Annotated in this window: 19 protein-coding genes and 1 tRNA gene; 4 read left to right on the forward strand and 16 right to left on the reverse strand. The window is 69.1% G+C overall.

The features are described from left to right. Positions 1-70 precede the first annotated feature (70 nt). Together CFB39_RS00680 and CFB39_RS00685 are read right to left on the reverse strand one after the other, a co-directional pair. A complete protein-coding gene (locus CFB39_RS00680) occupies positions 71-1,123 on the reverse strand; it encodes an oxidoreductase (protein WP_089438954.1) in 1,053 nt (350 codons plus the stop codon). A 237-nt stretch (positions 1,124-1,360) separates the two neighbouring features. Then, entirely contained in the window at positions 1,361-2,068 is a 708-nt protein-coding gene (locus tag CFB39_RS00685) for an SGNH/GDSL hydrolase family protein (protein WP_089471907.1), read from the reverse strand. A 287-nt stretch (positions 2,069-2,355) separates the two neighbouring features. Here CFB39_RS00685 and CFB39_RS00690 point away from each other — a divergent pair, with 287 nt between their 5' ends. Continuing rightward, positions 2,356-4,443 (forward strand): UvrD-helicase domain-containing protein, encoded by a 2,088-nt coding sequence (locus CFB39_RS00690; protein ID WP_046547468.1) that lies wholly within the window; start codon positions 2,356-2,358, stop codon positions 4,441-4,443. A gap of 112 nt (positions 4,444-4,555) precedes the next feature. On the opposite strand, the gene CFB39_RS00695 is transcribed toward CFB39_RS00690, so the two are convergent. After that, entirely contained in the window at positions 4,556-5,446 is an 891-nt protein-coding gene (locus tag CFB39_RS00695) for a cytochrome c5 family protein (RefSeq protein ID WP_089471908.1), read from the reverse strand. A 251-nt stretch (positions 5,447-5,697) separates the two neighbouring features. On the opposite strand from CFB39_RS00695, the gene CFB39_RS00700 reads away from it, so the two are divergent. Beyond that, positions 5,698-5,773, forward strand: a tRNA-Arg gene (locus CFB39_RS00700). 15 nt (positions 5,774-5,788) lie between these two features. On the opposite strand, the gene CFB39_RS00705 is transcribed toward CFB39_RS00700, so the two are convergent. The 7 genes from CFB39_RS00705 to CFB39_RS00735 all read right to left on the reverse strand — a co-directional run bounded on the left by CFB39_RS00705 (position 5,789) and on the right by CFB39_RS00735 (position 11,499). Next, entirely contained in the window at positions 5,789-6,859 is a 1,071-nt protein-coding gene (locus CFB39_RS00705; RefSeq protein ID WP_244115267.1) for a site-specific integrase, read from the reverse strand. After that, complete coding sequence (locus CFB39_RS40670; protein WP_254610222.1) at positions 6,772-7,044, reverse strand: DNA-binding protein; 273 nt, start codon at positions 7,042-7,044, stop codon at positions 6,772-6,774. Before CFB39_RS40670 ends, CFB39_RS00705 begins: the two co-directional genes overlap by 88 nt. A 186-nt stretch (positions 7,045-7,230) precedes the next feature. Then, positions 7,231-7,602, reverse strand: coding sequence for a hypothetical protein (locus CFB39_RS00715; RefSeq protein ID WP_089471909.1), 372 nt, complete (start codon positions 7,600-7,602; stop codon positions 7,231-7,233). After that, a complete protein-coding gene (locus CFB39_RS00720; protein WP_089471910.1) occupies positions 7,599-10,391 on the reverse strand; it encodes a toprim domain-containing protein in 2,793 nt (930 codons plus the stop codon). The genes CFB39_RS00715 and CFB39_RS00720 overlap by 4 nt, the downstream gene beginning before the upstream one ends. Before the next feature lie 7 nt (positions 10,392-10,398). Beyond that, a complete protein-coding gene (locus CFB39_RS00725; protein ID WP_089471911.1) occupies positions 10,399-10,665 on the reverse strand; it encodes a hypothetical protein in 267 nt (88 codons plus the stop codon). Positions 10,666-10,854: 189 nt separating this feature from the next. Next, positions 10,855-11,103 carry an ogr/Delta-like zinc finger family protein gene (locus CFB39_RS00730; RefSeq protein WP_048251455.1) on the reverse strand — a complete coding sequence of 83 codons (249 nt, stop codon included), beginning with the start codon at positions 11,101-11,103 and terminating at the stop codon, positions 10,855-10,857. A gap of 180 nt (positions 11,104-11,283) precedes the next feature. Continuing rightward, positions 11,284-11,499, reverse strand: a complete 216-nt coding sequence (locus CFB39_RS00735; RefSeq protein ID WP_089471912.1) for a hypothetical protein — start codon at positions 11,497-11,499, stop codon at positions 11,284-11,286. Positions 11,500-11,661: 162 nt separating this feature from the next. Here CFB39_RS00735 and CFB39_RS00740 point away from each other — a divergent pair, with 162 nt between their 5' ends. Beyond that, the gene (locus CFB39_RS00740; protein WP_069249199.1) at positions 11,662-12,081 is read left to right on the forward strand and encodes an XRE family transcriptional regulator; all 420 of its coding nucleotides are present in this window, start codon (positions 11,662-11,664) and stop codon (positions 12,079-12,081) included. Between the two features lie 315 nt (positions 12,082-12,396). After that, a complete protein-coding gene (locus tag CFB39_RS00750; protein ID WP_089430434.1) occupies positions 12,397-12,693 on the forward strand; it encodes a hypothetical protein in 297 nt (98 codons plus the stop codon). Between the two features lie 173 nt (positions 12,694-12,866). Here the strand turns inward: CFB39_RS00750 and CFB39_RS00755 are convergent, their stop codons facing one another. The 6 genes from CFB39_RS00755 to CFB39_RS00780 form a co-directional block, all read right to left on the reverse strand. After that, positions 12,867-13,937, reverse strand: a complete 1,071-nt coding sequence (locus CFB39_RS00755) for a phage late control D family protein (RefSeq protein ID WP_089471914.1) — start codon at positions 13,935-13,937, stop codon at positions 12,867-12,869. Beyond that, positions 13,934-14,365, reverse strand: a complete 432-nt coding sequence (locus tag CFB39_RS00760) for a phage tail protein (RefSeq protein ID WP_069246823.1) — start codon at positions 14,363-14,365, stop codon at positions 13,934-13,936. The genes CFB39_RS00755 and CFB39_RS00760 overlap by 4 nt, the downstream gene beginning before the upstream one ends. Before the next feature lie 24 nt (positions 14,366-14,389). After that, positions 14,390-16,951 carry a phage tail tape measure protein gene (locus tag CFB39_RS00765; protein ID WP_089471915.1) on the reverse strand — a complete coding sequence of 854 codons (2,562 nt, stop codon included), beginning with the start codon at positions 16,949-16,951 and terminating at the stop codon, positions 14,390-14,392. A 15-nt stretch (positions 16,952-16,966) separates the two neighbouring features. Beyond that, positions 16,967-17,080, reverse strand: coding sequence for a GpE family phage tail protein (locus tag CFB39_RS00770; protein ID WP_006484104.1), 114 nt, complete (start codon positions 17,078-17,080; stop codon positions 16,967-16,969). 8 nt (positions 17,081-17,088) lie between these two features. Continuing rightward, entirely contained in the window at positions 17,089-17,460 is a 372-nt protein-coding gene (locus CFB39_RS00775) for a phage tail assembly protein (RefSeq protein ID WP_089471916.1), read from the reverse strand. 73 nt (positions 17,461-17,533) lie between these two features. Continuing rightward, on the reverse strand, positions 17,534-18,043 hold the full coding sequence (locus CFB39_RS00780; protein ID WP_048251463.1) for a phage major tail tube protein: 510 nt from the start codon (positions 18,041-18,043) through the stop codon (positions 17,534-17,536). Positions 18,044-18,066 lie beyond the last annotated feature (23 nt).

Genomic DNA, 18,066 nt, shown 5'->3' on the forward strand with positions numbered 1-18,066 from the left:
TTGTAACCGAATGTTCCGGCTGATCCCGCTGCACCGGCGCCGGCCGGCCGCCACCGGCCGGCGCGCGGTGTCAGATCGTGCGGCGCACGAACGGCAGCCGGCGGCCGTCGTGCTCGCTCTGCGCGGCGAGCTCGATGATCGTCATCACGTCGACGGCGTCCTGCGCGGTGACGGGGAACGGCGCGCCGTCGCGGATCGACGCGGCGAGCGCGCGGTAGAACTCCGCGTACTGGCCATCGAGCGTCGGCACCGGGCGCTCGACCTCGACTTCGCCGTCGAGCACGCGCAGCAGGCCGGGCGGGTTGCCGCCGCCGAATTCGACGTCGTCGGCGGTGAGGCCGGCCTTGAGCTGGTCTTCCTGCGTGTCGAGCCCGAACTTCTGGTAGCTGCCGCGCGTGCCGTGCAGCGTGAAGCGCGCGGGTTCGATCGCCGACAGCGCGCTCGCATGCAGCGCGACGTCCTTGTCCGGATAGCCGAGCTGCAGGTGCACGAAATCGGGCGCCGTGCCGTTGTCGCGGCGCGTCTTGACGGTCGCGCTCACCGTTTCCGGCAGGCCGAACAGCGCGAGCGCCTGGTCGATCAGGTGCGGGCCGAGGTCGAGCAGCAGGCCGCCGCCGCGAGCCGGCTCCTCGCGCCAGCGCGTGCGCGGCGTCGGGCGGAAGCGGTCGAAGTGCGACTCGAAACGGGTGATGCGGCCGAGCTCGCCCGATTTGACGATGTCGCGCACGGTGAGGAAATCGCCGTCCCAGCGGCGGTTGTGGAACGGCGCGAACAGCCGGCTGCGCGCGTTCGCGAGCCGCGCGAGCGCGAGCGCCTCGTCGGCGGTGAGCGTGACGGGCTTGTCGACGACTACGTGGCGGCCCGCTTCGAGCACCTGGCGCGCGAGCGCGAAGTGCGTGTCGTTCGGCGTGGCGATCACCACGCACTCGATGTCGTCGAGGCCGAGCAGCGTGTCGAGATCGGGGACGACGCGCGCGCCCGGATACGCCGCCTGCGCGCGATCGGGCTGACCCGTCGCGATCGCGGCGACTTCAGTGCGGCCGCTCGTGGCGATCACGGGCGCGTGGAACGTCGCGCCGGCGAAACCGAAACCCATCAAACCAATCCTGAGCAATGACGACATGGCAATTCCTGGCTGCGAAGGAAACTAAAGGATGGCGCGCCGGGACGGCGCGAAGACGACCGGCTATTTTGGCACGGCGCCGCCGCTTGCACCGGCGCGTTCGGGCGAAATGCGCGATGCGATGCGGCGCTTGCGCAAGGAAAGCCGGCATTTTGCGCGGGCCGGGGAGCCGCGCGAGCGGGGTTTGCCCGCCTACGCCCGTGCAATGAACGGCTGCCGCCGGGGCGCCGCCCGGCGTCATACGGTTGTCCGCCGCAGCACGGCGGCGGCGACCTGCGCGGCCCACACCGCGCAGGCGGTTGCGCCGGGGTGGAAGCCGTCGGTGGCCATCAGGTGGCGCTCGAGCGGCAGCTCGACGCGCAGGAACGTGCAGTGCGGCTGCGTGGCGGCCCACCCGGCGAGCGCCGTGTTGAGCCGCTTCGCGCGCAGCCCGAGATACCACGCGAGCGGCTGCGGCAGCGCCGGAAAGCGCTCCATCGGCGGCACCGCCGACAGGATCGCGTGCCCGACCCGGAAGCGCGCGGCGAGCAACCGGACGAGCTCGGCCTGCTGCGCCAGCCAGCGGGCCGGCGGCACGCCGCCCGTCACGTCGTTGACGCCGAGCGACGTGACGGCCACGTCGAACGGCTCGGCCGGCTCGGCGGCGAGCCAGTCGACCAGCTCCCGCGTGGTCAGGCCGGTGCGCGCGAGCAGTTTCCACCTCACGCGATGGGTGGCCGCGAGCGCGCTCGCCAGTTGCCCGGACAGCGCGTCGCGCTGCGTCGCGACGCCGACGCCCGCGGCGGCCGAATCGCCGACCACCAGCACGCGCAGCGGCGGGCCGTCGCCCGCCACGCCGTCGCGCGGGCCGGCGGCCTCGGGCAGCCGCGGCGTGACGCGGCGCACGTAGCGCCCCTGCGCGAACAGCAGCGGGCCGAGGGCGGCGGTGGCGAACGGGTATCCCATGATGTCGATCCGGTGGCGGTAAAGGTGACGCAAACGGGCCGGCCCGGGGGCGGCGCCGAAGTGGCCATATTGTGGCCGATCGGTGCGCGAAAGGGGCCGGATTGGCCGAACGGACAGGGGATGCCCGGCCGGTCGGCTCGCGCAGCCCCGCCCGGCGGCGCTCCCGAAAAGCGCGCCGCCGACGTGTTAACATGCGCGTCCTGCCCGCGTGTCCGCCTGCTTCGCTAGCCCGCCGCGCACGGCATCCTCCCGGCGTTCCGCCGTCAACCGCAACACCATCCGCCATCATGTCCGCAGGCCTGAATCCCGCCCAGAACGAAGCGGTGCGCTACCTCGACGGTCCCTGTCTCGTGCTCGCCGGCGCGGGCAGCGGCAAGACCCGCGTGATCACGCAGAAGATCGCGCACCTGATCGAAGCGAAAGGCTTCGAGCCGCGCCACATCGCCGCCGTCACGTTCACGAACAAGGCGGCCGCCGAAATGCGCGAGCGCGTGTCGAAGCTGCTCGAGGGCAAGACGCTCACCACGCCCGGCAAGGAAGGCCGCAAGGTGCCCGTCAACCAGCTCACCGTCTGCACGTTCCACTCGCTGGGCGTGCAGATCCTGCGCCAGGAGGCCGAGCACGTCGGCCTGAAGCCGCAGTTCTCGATCATGGATTCGGACGACTGCTTCGGGATGATCCAGGAGCAGATCGGCACGACCGACAAGGGCCTGATCCGCAAGATCCAGAGCACCATCTCGCTGTGGAAGAACGGCCTGATCATGCCCGAGGAAGCGATGACGATCGCGGCCAACGAGGACGAGCACCAGGCCGCGCTGGTCTACCGCAACTACGTCGCGACGCTGCATGCGTACCAGGCGGTCGACTTCGACGACCTGATCCGCCTGCCCGCCGAACTGTTCGCGAAGAACGAGCAAGTGCGCGACCGCTGGCAGAACAAGCTGCGCTACCTGCTGATCGACGAATACCAGGACACCAACGCGTGCCAGTACGAGCTGCTGAAGCTGCTCGCCGGCCCGCGCGCGGCGTTCACGGCGGTGGGCGACGACGACCAGGCGATCTACGGCTGGCGCGGCGCGACGCTCGAGAACCTCGCGCAGCTCGGCAAGGATTTCCCGAAGCTGCACCTGGTCAAGCTCGAGCAGAATTACCGGTCGACGGTGCGCATCCTCACCGCCGCGAACAACGTGATCGCGAACAACCCGAAACTGTTCGAGAAGAAGCTGTGGTCCGAGCACGGGATGGGCGATTCGATCACCGTCACGCCGTGCAACGACGAGGAGCATGAAGCCGAATCGGTCGTGTTCCGGCTGTCCGCGCACAAGTTCGAGCGGCGCGCGCAGTTTCGCGACTACGCGATCCTGTATCGCGGCAACTTCCAGGCGCGGATCTTCGAGCAGGTGCTGCGCCGCGAGCGGATTCCGTACGTGCTGTCGGGCGGCCAGTCGTTCTTCGACAAGGCCGAGATCAAGGATCTGTGCGCGTACCTGCGGCTGATCGCGAACGCCGACGACGATCCCGCGTTCATCCGCGCGGTCACCACGCCGCGCCGCGGGATCGGCAACACGACGCTCGAAGCGCTCGGCTCGTTCGCGGGCCAGGCGAAGGTGTCGCTGTTCGAGGCCGTGTACATGGGCGGGATCGAGGCGCGGCTGTCCGCGCGCCAGGTCGAGCCACTGCGGATGTTCTGCGACTTCATCCAGCGCCTGACCGAGCGTGCGGACAAGGATCCCGCCACCGCCGTGCTCGACGACATGATGGAGGCGATCCACTACGAGGCGTACCTGTACGACGCGTTCGACGAACGGCAGGCGCAGTCGAAGTGGCAGAACGTGCTCGAATTCCTCGAATGGCTGAAGCGCAAGGGCACCAAGCCCGAGACGGAAGCGGTCGACGGCGAGGCGGAAGGTTTCCACAACGCGGACGGGCTCGCCGATACCGGCAAGAACCTGCTCGGCCTGATCCAGACCGTCGCGCTGATGTCGATGCTCGAGGGCAAGGACGAGGATCCGGACGCGGTTCGGCTGTCGACGGTCCATGCGTCGAAGGGGCTCGAGTATCCGCACGTGTTCCTGGTTGGCGTCGAGGAAGGCATCATGCCGCACCGCGGCGGCTCCGAGGACGACGGCCCGATCGACAACGAGCGGATCGAGGAGGAGCGCCGGCTGATGTACGTCGCGATCACGCGCGCGCAGCGCAGCCTGCACCTGAACTGGTGCAAGAAGCGCAAGCGGGCGCGCGAGACGGTCGTGTGCGAACCGTCGCGCTTCATCCCGGAGATGGGGCTCGACGACGCGCCGCCGCCGACGCCGGAAGAGGCGCCGATGTCGCCGAAGGACCGGCTCGCAAGCCTGAAGGCGTTGCTGCAGAAGTGACGCGGCGGCGGCGGGCGCATGGCGCTCCGGCGCTCCAGTGGTTCGCCCGCAAAAACAAAACCCCCGCGATGCGTGTGCGTCGCGGGGGGTTTTTACTGACGGCCGGGTGGGGTTACTTCGACGCGTTGACCATGTAGTCGACGGCGGCCTTCACGTCGGCGTCCGACGCGTTCGACCCGCCCTTCGGCGGCATCGCGCCCTTGCCGTGCAGCGCGTAGTTGTAGACCGTGTCCATCGAGTCCTTCAGGCGCGGCGCCCAGTCTTCCTTGCTGCCGAACTTCGGCGCGCCGAGCACGCCCGCCGCGTGGCAGGCCTGGCAGGTCGACGTGTACAGCGCCTTGCCGGCGTCGGCGCCGGCCGGGGCGGCCGCTGCCGCGGGCGCTTCGCCGGCCTTCGGGAGCGCGGCGATCGCCGCCTGGGCCGCGGCGATTTGCGCGCTGGCGGCGTCCGCCGTGCCCGACGCGGCTGCGGCGCCGCTGGCCGGTTGCGCCGCGTTGGCGGCCGGCGCGGCCGGTTCGGGGAAGTTCGCGCCGTCGTTGTTCGCCATGTAGACGATCGCACGGGCGATTTCATAGTCGCTGACGTCGTCGGGGCTCGTGCCGCCGCGCGGCGGCATCGCGCCCTTGCCGGCCAGCGCCGTCTTCAGCAACGTGTCGAAGCCTTGCGAGATGCGCGGCGCCCAGTCGTCCTTGTTGCCGAACTTCGGCGCGCCGGCGGCGCCCGTGCCGTGGCAGGTCACGCAGACGGCCTTGTAGACTTCCTCGCCGGTCTTGTACGTGCGGGGCGCGTTGGCGTCCTTCACGTCGACCTTCGCGAGCGGGGCGACACGTGCGGCGACCTGTTCGTCGGATAGCGCGTCCGTGCCGGCGCCGGCACGGAACGCATGGTTCGCATAGTTGGCGAACAGGACGATCAGGATGATCGGAATCGCGAACGACGCGATGATGACGGCAATCAGCTGCCCGGGGGTTTTGACGGGAGATTCGTGGGGTGCTTCGCTCATGCTTGCCTCGTCTCCATGATTAGGAATTGTGAGCGCGGTGCAACGGCAAATGGCAGTCCAATGAAGCCCGGTCGATTATAGACGGAACGTTTACATCACGGCGAGCGGTGCGATGGCGCGTGTTTACCCGCACGCGGCCCGGCCCGGCGGGGATTCGTCGGGCAAGGTGGACGCGTCATGGGAAACCGGGTATCCTTGCCGTCTTGCCAATCGTGGGCGGCCTGTATATTGGGGTCGCTTCACTGTCACAGGCGCCCGTAGCTCAATGGATAGAGTACTGCCCTCCGAAGGCAGGGGTTGCTGGTTCGATCCCAGCCGGGCGCGCCAAGCCTAGTCAGGTTCTCAGCGGTTTTCTCCGTTCGTCGCACTGTCTCGTTGCAGCTGAATTGCAGCTGGCACCGGCACGGGCTCGGCCGTCAGCGGCGTGACCCATTGCGCGAGGTGGTCGGCCGACAGGTGCGCGTACCGCTGCACCATTTCCATCGTCTCCCATCCGCCCAGCTCCTTGAGCACCTGCAGCGGCGTGCCGCGCTGCACGTGCCAGCTCGCCCACGTATGACGCAGGTCGTGCCAGCGGAAATCGCTTAGGCCGGCACGCTGCAGCGCCTTGGCCCAGGCGGCCGTCGCCGTCTGGTAGACCGGCCTGCCGCGATAGGTGAACACGCTGTCCGCGCACTCCGGCGCCCGCGGGTTCGCATGCTGGCGGCGCAGTACCGCGATCGCGGTTTCCGAAAGCGGCACCGTGATGGCCTTGCGTGCCTTCGCCTGGTCCGGGTGGATCCACGCGACGCGCCGCGCGAGGTCGACTTGCGACCACCGCAGCCCCGTCACGTTGGCGCGGCGCAGGCCGGTCTCCAGACTGAAACGCGCCATGTCGGCGAGATGCGCGGGCAGTTCGGCGAGCAGCCGCTCCGCTTCGGCCGGGGTCAGCCAGCGGATGCGTTTCGAGACGATCTTCGCGCGTTTCGTGACCGGCGCGCGCTCCAGCCATTCCCATTCGACCGCCGCATTCAACACCGACTTCAGCACGCCGATCACGCGACGCACGGTGCCGTCGCTGACGGCCCGGTCGGTCTCGACGATGCCGTGCCGGGTGCGCACCGTGCGCGGCTCCTGGCGCTTCGCGAGCGCGATCGCGTCGACGCGGTTGCGGTCGATATCGGCGAGCGCGACGCCGGACAGGTGCCGGTCGAGCCAGCGCAGGTGAATCTTCGACGTTTCCAGGCTGGCGAGGCCCGCGCGTTCGCCGACGTAGCGCACGACCGCGTCGTTCCACGAATGGCGCGGCTTCGTGCCGAGCCGCGCCTGGTTCCACAGGTCGACCTTCAGCCGGTCGTGGAATTCCTGGGCCTGCGCTTTGTCGCGGGTGCCAGTGCTTCCCTGTACCGGCGGTCCGCCGCCAGGGGGGTACAGCTTGTATTGCCAGTTCGGGCTGGTCTTGCGCTTGTAGAGCGACATGGGCGGGTTTCCTCTTGCTGATCGTGATGGGCGACGGGCGGGAGCCATTCGCCGGCGAGGTAGCGCTGCAGGGCGGCGACGGAAAAGATCCAGCGCTTGCCGACCTTGCGGCCGGGCAGCGCGCCGGCCCGGGCCTTCAGGCGCACCGTCTCGGGATGGGCGCCGAGCAGCGCAGCGGCGCCGGCCAGGTCGACGGTGGCCGGATGCGCGCTGTCGGCAGGCCGCGCGCCGGGCGGGCACGCAGCGCAACTCGTGGAAGGATGGTTCGCGTGTGAAGAGTGCATAACACGTTGATGTTCAAGCGTTTTGTTGGCCATCGGTTGCCATCATTCAGGCGTGGCGAGCGCGTGGAACCCATGGCGCGAAATCGCTGCATCGCCGGCGACCGATGGCAATGCGGCGCCGACTCGTGGCGCGCGATGGCGGCTCGTCGCCGTGGCTTCCTGGTTCTCTTTCTTCTTTTTCTTCAATGAGTTGAAGAGAGAGAAAGAAGAAGGGACCGCCGCCGGCGCGCCGGCCGGACTCATGGCAAAAGCGGCATGACACGTGGCGAACCCGGCGTGAGGCAGGGCGGCAGTTTCCTCAGGAATCAAGGACTTGCGAGCCGTCACCCGCGACAACCACGACTCGCGTGCACTGCTTGCCCACTCCCGGCGGGTTCCGCCGTGCGGTGGTTGGCTGGACAGGGCGCGGCTCATGCTCGGCCGCCTTGCAGCGCGTCGGTCGCCAGATCCTCCCGCACCGACACGTGCAGGCCGAATGCGGCCAGACGCTCGAGCGACACCGGCGTCAGGTACGGCACGCGGCGCATGTAGATGCGGCGCTCGACCTCCTTCTCGCCGACCACGACGCCGGCGTGCTTGAGCTGCGCCTTGAACACGCGGTCGGACTTCACCGGCAGGCCGTTCCACTTGTCGCGCAGCGCGCTCGTGTGCGCGAGGTGATCCATCACGTGCCCGGTGCGCAGCAGCAGGCAGAATTCGCCGTCGACGGTGTCGAACGTGTACGGATGCTTGTAGTTGCCGCCGTCGATTTCCGACAGCACCGTTTCCATGATCCAGACCCACGGCTCGCGGTCGGCGCTGGTTTCGGCGACATGGCCGTTCATCTCGGCGATCAGGTCGCGCGGGAACTCGCCTTCGCTCGGGTCCATGCCGGCGAATTCGCACAGGTAGCGCCATGCGAGCCCGATCGCCGCGTAGTTGCCGGCCATGCGCCGCGCGCCGTCGTCCTCGCCGCTCGCGCGGCAGCCGGCGAGCGCCTGGTCGCGCAGCGTCGCGTACTGGTCGAGCGTGGTGCGCCGGTCGAGGCCGGTCAGGAACTCGAGCCATTGGCGGACCGGGAAACGCGGCAGGTCGTCGGGCAGCAGCGGCCCGCGCTTGCCGGTCAGCGTCGTGCGCACGAGCTTGCCGAGCAGGCTGCGCACCGGCACGTCCTCGCCGGCGAGCATCACCGGCGCGCACAGCAGGTATTCGGTCATGTCGGTGCCGCGTCGCGTCACCGTGTACTGGTAGTTCTCCTGCAGCAGCCCGACCGCCTTGTCGATCACGTCCTGCCGCCGCGCCGACAGCTCTTCCCAGCCGACCGGGTGGCTCGTGTGACTGATGCTGGTCAGCAGGCGGAATTCGGTCTGCAGCGACTGCCCCGAGAACATCGTGAACGCGAGCGAGCGCTCGAGCCGCTTGATGAGCGTCGACTTGCCCGCGCCCTTGTTCGCCTGGACCGTCAGATGCGGCCAGAAGCCGAGCAGCGCCTTCAGGTGGCCGCCGAGCGCCCACACGAGCGGGATCGTCGCGGCGTTCTGCCGGAACGTCGTCTGGTAGGCGGCGATCACGCGGCGTGCGTCGCTCACCGGGCCGCCCGGGAACGTGAGGTTGTGATACGGGCACTGCTTGTCCGCTTCGGTGAAGTAGCAGTCGGGGCCTTCGTTGACGATCAGCCGCCCGTCGCGCCACGCGAGCCCGACGAAGTTCGCGGCCCGGCGCGCGCCGAGGTCGGCGCCGCGCTCGAGGATGTTCACCATCCGCTTGAACGGCGCCGGCGCCCAGATCGGGCCGAACTTGCTCCACTGGTCGACGTTGTGCAGCTGGTCGTCGAGCATCACGCGGCGGATCAGCTGCGCACCGTGCCGCGGCGCCTGCACCGACACGGCGAAGTAGACGGTGGGCGCCTGGTCGGCGTCGCCCGTCATCGTCGACGTCGCGCTCGCGACGGCCACGCGGCTGATGCCGGCGATGCGGAAGCCGCACAGGTCGGTCATCACGGGCGTCTCGACGCCGGATTCCTCGTTGCGATCCATCTTGGTGATGTAGTTCGTGAAGTCGGGCCGCACGCGAAACCGCCAGTACTGCGCGAAATCGTGCGCCGGCAGGAAGATGCGCGGCCGGCCGCGGCGCGAGGCGTCGCCCGGCAGGCCGGCGACGAGCCACGGCTCGAGCTGGTCGAGCGCGCGTGCGAGGTCGGCCGGGCCGCGCAGCTGCAGGTAGTCGTTCACGTCGTTGATCGGCGTGCGCTTGGCGTCGCCGTCCGCCAGATCCGCCAGCCAGTCCGACTGGTCGACCAGCACCGCGCTGATGTCGAGCGCGGTCAGCCGTTCATGGAGCGCCCACGTGGCCTCGGGGCCGGGGCGCTGCCCGGCGCGCGGGTGGCCTTCCGCGAACGGCTCGTCGTTGTCCAGGCAGATCGTGACCTGCTTGCCGCGCAGGAACGCGAAGTCGATGCGCTCGACGTTCGCGAGGCCGCGCAGCGCCAGCGCGGCCGTGCCGGGCAGCGCGCAGGTGTCGATCGACAGCGCGTTGATCGCGCTTTCGACGATGATCACGCGTTTCGCGCGCTCGAGCCGGCGTGCATCGGCGGTCCAGCCGTAGCCGGCCTTGTCGCCCTGGGTCTGCGTCTTGACGCCGCCGTTGAGCGCGGGGTCGACGTAGCGCATGTCGACCGCGACGACGCGCGCATCGCCCGGCGCGCGCACCACGAACGCGGCGGCGGGGCCGCCGTGGCCGACGTCGCCGGCGGCGATCTTCGGGCTCGTCCACGAATTGAAGCCGAGCGTGCGCGCCGCGAACGCCGCGTCGAGCGCCGCGGCGGAAATGCCGCGGCCGCCGAGGTAGTCGCGCACGCGATCGCGCTCGGCCGTGCAGCGGTCGGCGATGTATTCGACAGTGGATTTCTCGCGGCGCTCGGCGGGCGCCGGGCGCTCGGACGGGAGGCCATACGCGTCGTGGAGATAGCGGACGGCGTCGGCCACCGTGCCGCCGCGCGCGTGGATCACGAGGTCGATGCACGAGCCGCCGGCGTCGGCGCTGTGATCGCGCCAGCCGGTGCCGTACTTCGGGTGATTCGCATAGATCGACAGCGACGGGCTCCGGTCCGCGTGCTGCGGCGAGTGATAGAGCGCGCGGTCGCCGCCGCGGCCGCGCTTCAGGCCGAGGCGGCCGGCGAGGTCATGCAGGTCGATGTGTCGTTTCAGTTCGTCGATCGAGGCCATATCTTCGTCATTGCTGCCGTTCGGGTTGCGGTGATGCGGGCGATGCGGGATGGCCCGTCGTGGCCGGTGAATGGGCGAGCGCGCGCAGCGCGGCGGCGGATTGCGGGAAACCGAGCGCGAGGCGATCGGCGAGCGCCGCCACGAAGCGGCCGAGCGTGCGTTGCCGCTCGGGGCTGTCCGGCGGGGCGTCGAAGCTCAGCGTGTCGGCGGCCGCCGCGATCGTGGCGCGCAGCGCGGCGTCGTGCGGTGCGGGTTCGGTGGCGTAGCGGTTCATGGGCGCGCCTCCTGGTGATAGACCCGTACGCATTGCGCGGGGTGACGGACCAGCGCCGCGCTGGCGGGGCATCGAACGGCGCGGCCCGCTTGGATCGGGATCATGAGGTGTCCTTTTCAATGGCAAAGGCGATCCCTCGCGCCGTTCAGGCACGATGCGAGGGAAACGCGGGAACGAGGGGTTAGGGCGTCAGACCGGCAGCTCGAGTTGCGCGGCCAGGCGTTCGCGGACGTGCGGCGAAAGCGGCAGCTGCAACGCGAGGTTCGGGACGGCGGACGGCGACAGCGTGCGGGCGAATTCCATGTTGACGACGTACGTGTGGCCGCACTCCGGATTCGCGCACTGGAACGTGATTTCGCGGAACGTCAGCGACATTTCGCGGCTGCTGCGCGCGGTGGCGCGGGTGCGGCAGTGCGGGCAACGGTTCAGGATTCGCATGGGGGCGTGCTCCGGGCGAGAGTCTGCGCATGGCCGGTCGGACGGTGGGCTGCGCGGGCGATCCGGCTGCATCGCTGGCCGATCGGCGGATGGTTGCGGGCGCGCGCGCAGTTCACAATCGACGTTGCGGGCACGGACGGTCGGGCGCGTTCGACGGTGCGGAACATGAGAGCGCCCGGTTCAACGGCCGGTGGGGCGCGAGCGCGGCGCCGCGATCGCGCGCAGGTGGCTCGCGCCGATGCGGATCAGTTCGCGTGCCATGCTGGAGATCGAGCGGTTGCGCTGCGCGGCGAGCTGCTCGAGCTCGCCGCGCTCGACCGGCGTCAGCCCGACATAGACGGGTTTGTCCGACATCGTGCCGCGCGGCGAACGGCGCGGGCCTTGGGGAGTAGTCATGGTCGGTATACTTTGTCGAGATAGTCTTGCGTTACGGTAAGGCCAGTGTAATGAGCAAAAAACAGCGCGTCAATTGTTAATGGGTAATTTATGACACAAATCGGGAGTCGCTTGCGGGACGAGCGCTTGCGGATCGGGCTCAGCCAGGATGAGTTTGCGACCGTGGGCGGTGTCGCGAGGCGCTCGCAGTCGGCGTACGAGTCGGATGAGCGCTCTCCCGACGCGTCCTATCTGCTGGCCGTTCGCGAGATCGGTGTCGATATCGGCTACGTGTTGACCGGCGAACGGTCCGCCGCAGGCGAACCGGCGTCGGAGGCCGGCGGCCGCGACGCGGACGAAGCCGACGTGCTGGCGATGTACCGGCAGCTCAACGACGCAGGCAAGGCATCGCTGCACGCGTTTCTCGCCAGTTGCATCAGCACGGGCGCGATGGTGCAGGCGGCGCCGGCGCGACGCGCGAAGCGCTTGCCGGAGAATCGCCGTGCGGCACTCGATCAGCGCACGGCGGAAAACGTCGAACGGGCGATGGCCGAGGTCGAACGGCTGAAGTCCGAGCGCGCGGCGAAGCAACCGAAGAAATGAGCGGCCGCGCGGCCCGGCGCACGCGCTGCCGCGCATGCCGGCAGCGCGCCGCATGCGGCCACGCGCTGCCCGATCCGGGCCCGCAGCGCATGCGGCGGCGCGGGCGGCCCATCACCTTTCCGTTTCCCCGATTCCACTGCGGTGCGCCGAGCGCGCCGCGCACGCGCATCGGATAAAATCGGACGAATCACTGTATATCCATACAGTATTGGTTTAGCATTCTGAAAGCCGGTGAGCTGGCGGCGGGGCGTTCCGAGGCGACCCGTCGTGTCAGGCGGCCCCCGGTGGATGACTGAGTTTGCGGAGACCGGAAAAATGGACACCAACAGGAAGCACGACATCGGGACGATCGGCGCGTCGGCGCGCGCCGACCATCGCGCGGACCCGCGCGGATCGACGATGGGCCCGCCGCGATATCGTCCGGACCTGACCGAAGACGAACGGGCCGACGCGCACGCAAAGATCGACAGCGCGATGCTGTCGGTCGGGCAGGTGCTCGAGGCCGCGCTGCAGGCGATGGCCAATTTGCGCGATGCGCGTGCCACGTTGCAGCAATGCGGCGACGCGCGGGACACGCGCATGACGCTCGGCGGGCGTCAGCAATCGAGCTGAACCGCCACCACGCCTTCCCGCCGGCCGGCATTCGCTCCGGCCGCTGCATCGAATCCGAGCCGCGCACCCCGCGCATTGCCTCGCCCCGCCCACCGGGATCCTGAGTTCGCCACCGCGATCGCCGGCACGCGATCGCGTGCCGGGCATCGCGGCCCTGGCCGTTACTTCACCCGTCAGCGCTTGCCGGTTCGGCCCGACTGCTTAGGCGCATCGCGTACCTCGAGCTCGAGCGCGGTCGTGAACCCGCCGTCGCCGATCGTATGCGTCGCCTTCTTCACGAGCCACGGCGTCTCGTCGATTTCCGGCTTGAACCCCGTCACGGTGACGGGCATTTCGGGAAACAGTTCGGGCCGGCCCAGTGCGAGCGTGTAGCTCAGCGTCGACTGGCCGCGCTGCGTGCGCGCATAGTCGGCTTGCGCGGCCGCCCGGGCCTCGGCTTCCGTCGCGTAATCCTCGGGCAGCACCTTGACGTTCTTGCCTTTTGCGTCGCCGACGACCACCGACAGCCGCCGCGCGCTGCCGTTCGAGTGATAGTGCGCGCGCACCGACGTGTAATCGTCGCGCTGCGCGATGTGGTAGCGATGCTGGTCGCCGCTCGCGCGGGTGAGGGCCAGCACGTCGAGCGGCTTGCCGCTGACGGTCTTGCCGCTGCCGATCGGCGTGAACAGCAGGCGCTTGTCCTTCACGGTCATCACCGCGTCGTAGCGCCTGGCGAGGCGCGTCAGGAACGACATGTCGGATTCCTGCGTCTGGTCGACATGGTCGATCCGCGTCGCGGCGAGCGTGGCGTCGACGGCGGCCGTGAGCCCGTGGCGCGTCGCGATGGTGCGCACGATCGCGCCGATCGTCTGCCGGTGCCAGCTTTTCTCGCGGCGCTCGTGCATGCCCTTCGTCATCGATGCCGAGCGCGCGCGGATCGTGATGACGTCCGGTGCGCCGCCGTGCTCGACTTCGTCGACCGTGAACGCGCCCTTGTCGACGAGCGGCTCGCCGACCCAGCCGATCGACAGCTTGATGCTCGCGCCGCGCTTCGGAATCGCGAACGTGCCGCGCGCGTCGTCGAGCACCAGGTCGAGCATGTCGGCCTCGTCCGCGCGCGACTCCGACAGCGACAGGCTGATGAGGTTGGGCGCGATCAGGCGCGACAGGTCGCGGCCGTCGAGCGTGATCCGATAGTCGGCCTGCGGCTGCACGCGGCCCGCGCGGGCCTGCGCATCGCCCGGCTTGCGTTCCAGCGTGCTCATTGCTCGTCCGCTCCGCTTTCGTCGTCCTGCTGCGGTTCGGCCAGCACGCCGTCGTCCACGCGCTTGAGCGTCAGCGTGAACGCGATCTTGCGCGCGATGCCTTCCTTCGTGTGATACGTGGCCGTCTCGTTGAGGCTGTCGATCACGTACGCGCCGTACACGTTGCCGTTCCCGTCGACGAGCACGTAGGCATCGCCGGCGTCGCCCATCCGGGCGAGCGCCTCGATCGACGCGATCTCGCCGATGCCGTTGTCGGGGGCGACGATGCCGGACAGGGTGATCGTGTCGTCGCCGGCGCCGGTGAACTGGCTCGCATCGCGCACGCCGATGCGCGAGCTGGTGCGGTGCTTCCAGTTGCGCTGGCGCTGGAGCTCCTGGTACGGCGTGGTCGCCAGGCTGAAAACGAACTGGTCGAGCGACATCATCATGGGCGGGTTTCCTTCAACGAACGATCAATCGGACAGGCGCGAGCCGGCGCGCGACGCCTTCGCGCGTTCGGCCCGTTCGAGCTCGGCGCGCACCATGCGGGCGATCTCGGCCGCATCGGCGCAGGGCGGCGGTGCGATGTTGATGGTGACGGGGCCGCTCGCGGGCGCGGCGCTGGCGGCAGCGACGGCCGGTGCCGTGAGCGGCGCGCGGTAGTCGAGCGACAGGTTGTAGCGCTCGAGCGGGGCGGCGGCGGCGATCGCGGGGCTCGCGGCGAACGCGGGCGGACCGACCAGCGCGGCGGTGGTCGTGAGGGCGGCGGCGGTGCGGGCCATGAGCGACGGGGCGCCGGCCGTGGCGTCGTCGGGCGCGGTCGAAGCCTTTATGCCGAGTTTTTCCTTGGCCCAGTCGCGCATCGAACTGCCCAGGCCGCCGACCGTCTCCTTCACCGCGACGAAGCGGCTCTTGATGCCGTCGACGAGCCCCGACACCAGGCTGGCGCCGATTTCCTGGAAGCGCGTGCCGATGTCGCCGAACCAGTCGCCGATGCCGCCGATCGCGGTCTTCACCCACTCGACGGTGGCGTCCCATTTCGCGGTGATCCAGTCGCCGGCCGCGCCGAACGCGCCCTTGATGGTTTCCCACAGCGCGATGAACTTCGGGCCGAGCGTGTCCCAGTTCTGCCAGACGTAGATGGCGGCCGCTGCAATCAGGCTGATCACGGCGATCACCGGATTCGCCAGCGCGAGCCGGCCAAGCACCATGAACGCCTGCCCGACGAGCCTGAACGCGCTGACCATCGACGTCGCGAAGCGGAGCACGTTCACCGATCCGAGCACGTTGCCGAAGACGCTCGCCAGCGTGCCGACGACCGTGAGTACGCCGCCCAGCCCGGCGAAAGTCGTGGCGAGGATGCGGGTGGCCGTGCCGTGTTCGCGCACGAACTTGACGATCTTCTCGAGCACGGTGGCCGTGACGTCCAGTGCCGTGTTGTACATCGGCGTGATCTTCTCGCCGATCTCGAGCTTCAGGTCGCGCAACTGAGCGAGGACGACGAGCTCGCGGCCCGCGGTCGAATCCGCGGCTTTCGCCCGCATGCCGGTGACGCCGTCGGCGGCGGCGCTCTGCCGCTCGGTGTCGTGGATCTGCTCGCGCTGGTCATACATCGTGGTGAGCAGGTTCCCCGCGGCCTTGTCGGGGAACAGTTTCGCCAGCTCGGCCTTGACCTTGTCGGGGCTCGTGATGCCCTTGGCGGCGAGCTTCGGCAGCAGCACCTTTTCGAGCCATTCGAACGGCGACGCCTGCAGCATGTCGCTGCCCGCCAGCGCGCCCGGCTTGAGCCCGGCGATCGCACCGTTCTTCCGGTGCGTGAGCCCTTTCGGATCGACGAGGCCGAGCGCCGCCAGCCGTTGCGCGGCGAGTGCGGACGCCTTGCCCTCGAGCGCGCTGCCGGACAGGGCGGCCAGGCCTGCGCCGGCCGACTTGCCGCCCAGCTTTTCGATGAGCGGCTGCATCTGGTAATAGAACGCGTCGGTGCGCAACTTCTTGGCCGCGTTGCCGCCCGATTCGGCGAAGTTGTTCCACTCGTCGCCGCTGACCTTGCCGCCGGTCGCGGTCTGCATCTTCTGCACGATGTTCGCTTCGGCGCCGAACGCCGCTTCGCTCTTCGTGCCGCCGCGCAGGTCGATCACCTTCAGCATGCTCATGAACTGGTCGACGCTCTTCTTCGCATCTTCCTTGCCGTACAGCGCCTCGTTCGCGAATTTCATCGAGGACAGCAGCGGCAGCGCGACCCGCGCATGCTGTTCGTCGCCGCCGAACTCGGTCAGCGATTCGCGCATCAGCGCCAGGTTGTCGATGGTCGACAGCCCCGGGGCCTGCTGCGCGCGCGCGAACTTCACCGCGTCGGCCGACGCACCCGCCGCACGCATGCGCAGCGTTTCGCTTTCGGCCTGCTTCGCGGCGTCGAGCGGATCGGACAGCATGCCGAGCATGTTCTTGCCGACGCCCTTGACCGTCTCGCCGCGCTTCGCCCACTTCTCGCCGACGCCGCGCAGTGCGTCGATCCTGGCGCGCCGGGCGTCGGCCTGCTGCTGGCGCCGGGTGTCGTACCCGCGCACCCCCGCGTCGATCATCGACGCACGCGACGCCATCGTCGCGCGGAGGTTGCGCTCGTCCCGCGACAGGTTGCGCGTGTCGATACCCGCGCCGGCGAGCTGCGTGCGCATGGCTTGTACGCGACCGGCCTGGTAGTGGTGCGCGGACGCCAGGTTCTCGGCCGCGCGTTGCGCCTTGTTGAAGTCGCTGATCATCTGTTGCGACGGCGAGCGGGTCGCGCGCAGCGACTGGGCGAGCGTGTCGACGCGTGCGCGTGCCGCCGAGAGCTCCGATGCCGTATTGGCGAGGCCCTTGCGCATCTCGCGAAACTCGCCGATGCGCTTCTGCGTCTTCGCCATGTCATCCAGCTCGCGGCGGGTGGCCCGCAGCGAATCGGCCAGCCCCTTGTTGCCGGTCAGCATCATTTGCAGGGGCTTCGTCATGTTGTCGACCATGTCGAACATGACGCGCAGTTTCGTGGTGTTGTCCATCGTCGATCGTTTCGCTCATTGGGCGCCGGCGCGTACTCGTGCGCGCTCGCGCCAGTCCATCAGCTCGGCCAGGCTGAAGGCATCCATCACGGGCGGTGTCCAGCCGAACACCGTCGCGATGTCCGCCATCGGGTCTTCTACGCGGTCTGGGAGGCCAGTCGGGATTTCACGGCCTTCGGCATCAAAAAACCGGCGAAGATGCCTCCCAGCTGCACGAGGTCGGCGGGGTCGAGGCCGGCGACGTCGGCTTCGGTCAGCATCGGCGAGCTGATGCGCGGCAGCACCTTCGACAGCGCGACGACGTCGAGGCTGACAAGGTCGGACAGCGATACGCCGCGCAGTTCGCCCGATTTCGGCTTGCGCAGCGTGATCGACGTGATCGTCTGGTTGCCGCGCACGAGCGGCGTGTCGAGCGTGTGGGTGGCCGGATCGTCCTGGTCGGGCGCGGCGACGGTGGACGCATCGGCCTGCAAGTCGTTCGCGGCCGGGTCGGGTTGCATCGGATTCATGGTGGTCCTGTCGGTGATCAAGCGGGGGGAAGGGCGAGGAAGGGCCCGGCCGGGTGACCGGCCGGGCGGCGGATTACAGGCCGATCGCGTTGCGCAGCGCCGCGAACAGGTCGTTGCCGTTGACCTTCTCGATCATGTTGACGAAGTCGATCTCGATCACGTCCTGGCCGTTCACGGACAGCTTGTAGTAGCTGGCGACGGTCGTGACCTTGAACGCGGTGTCTTCCTTCGACTTCGCGGTGCCCGGGTCGATTTCGCTGTGGCGGCCGCGGATCACGATCTCGATCGCGTCGACGTTGGTCGAATCCTCGGACTGGTAGCCGCCGGCGAAGCGCAGCAGCACGCCGTCGTGCTTGGTGATCGCGTATTGGCCGAGCACGGAGCGCATGAAGCCGCCGCAGGTCCATTCGAGCTGGATCCCTTCCTGCCCGAAGTCGACCTTGATCGGGCCGCTCATGCCGCCGCCCTGGTAGTCCTCCATCTTGCGCGTGAGCTTCGGCAGCGTGACTTCGACAACCTGGCCGACGAAGTTCTCGCCGTTCTGGAACAGGTTGAATCCCTTGAGTTTGCGAGGCATACCCATCGTGTTTGACTCCTGGTGAGGCC

This window comes from Burkholderia sp. AU6039, from assembly GCF_002223365.1.
Lineage (GTDB): Bacteria > Pseudomonadota > Gammaproteobacteria > Burkholderiales > Burkholderiaceae > Burkholderia.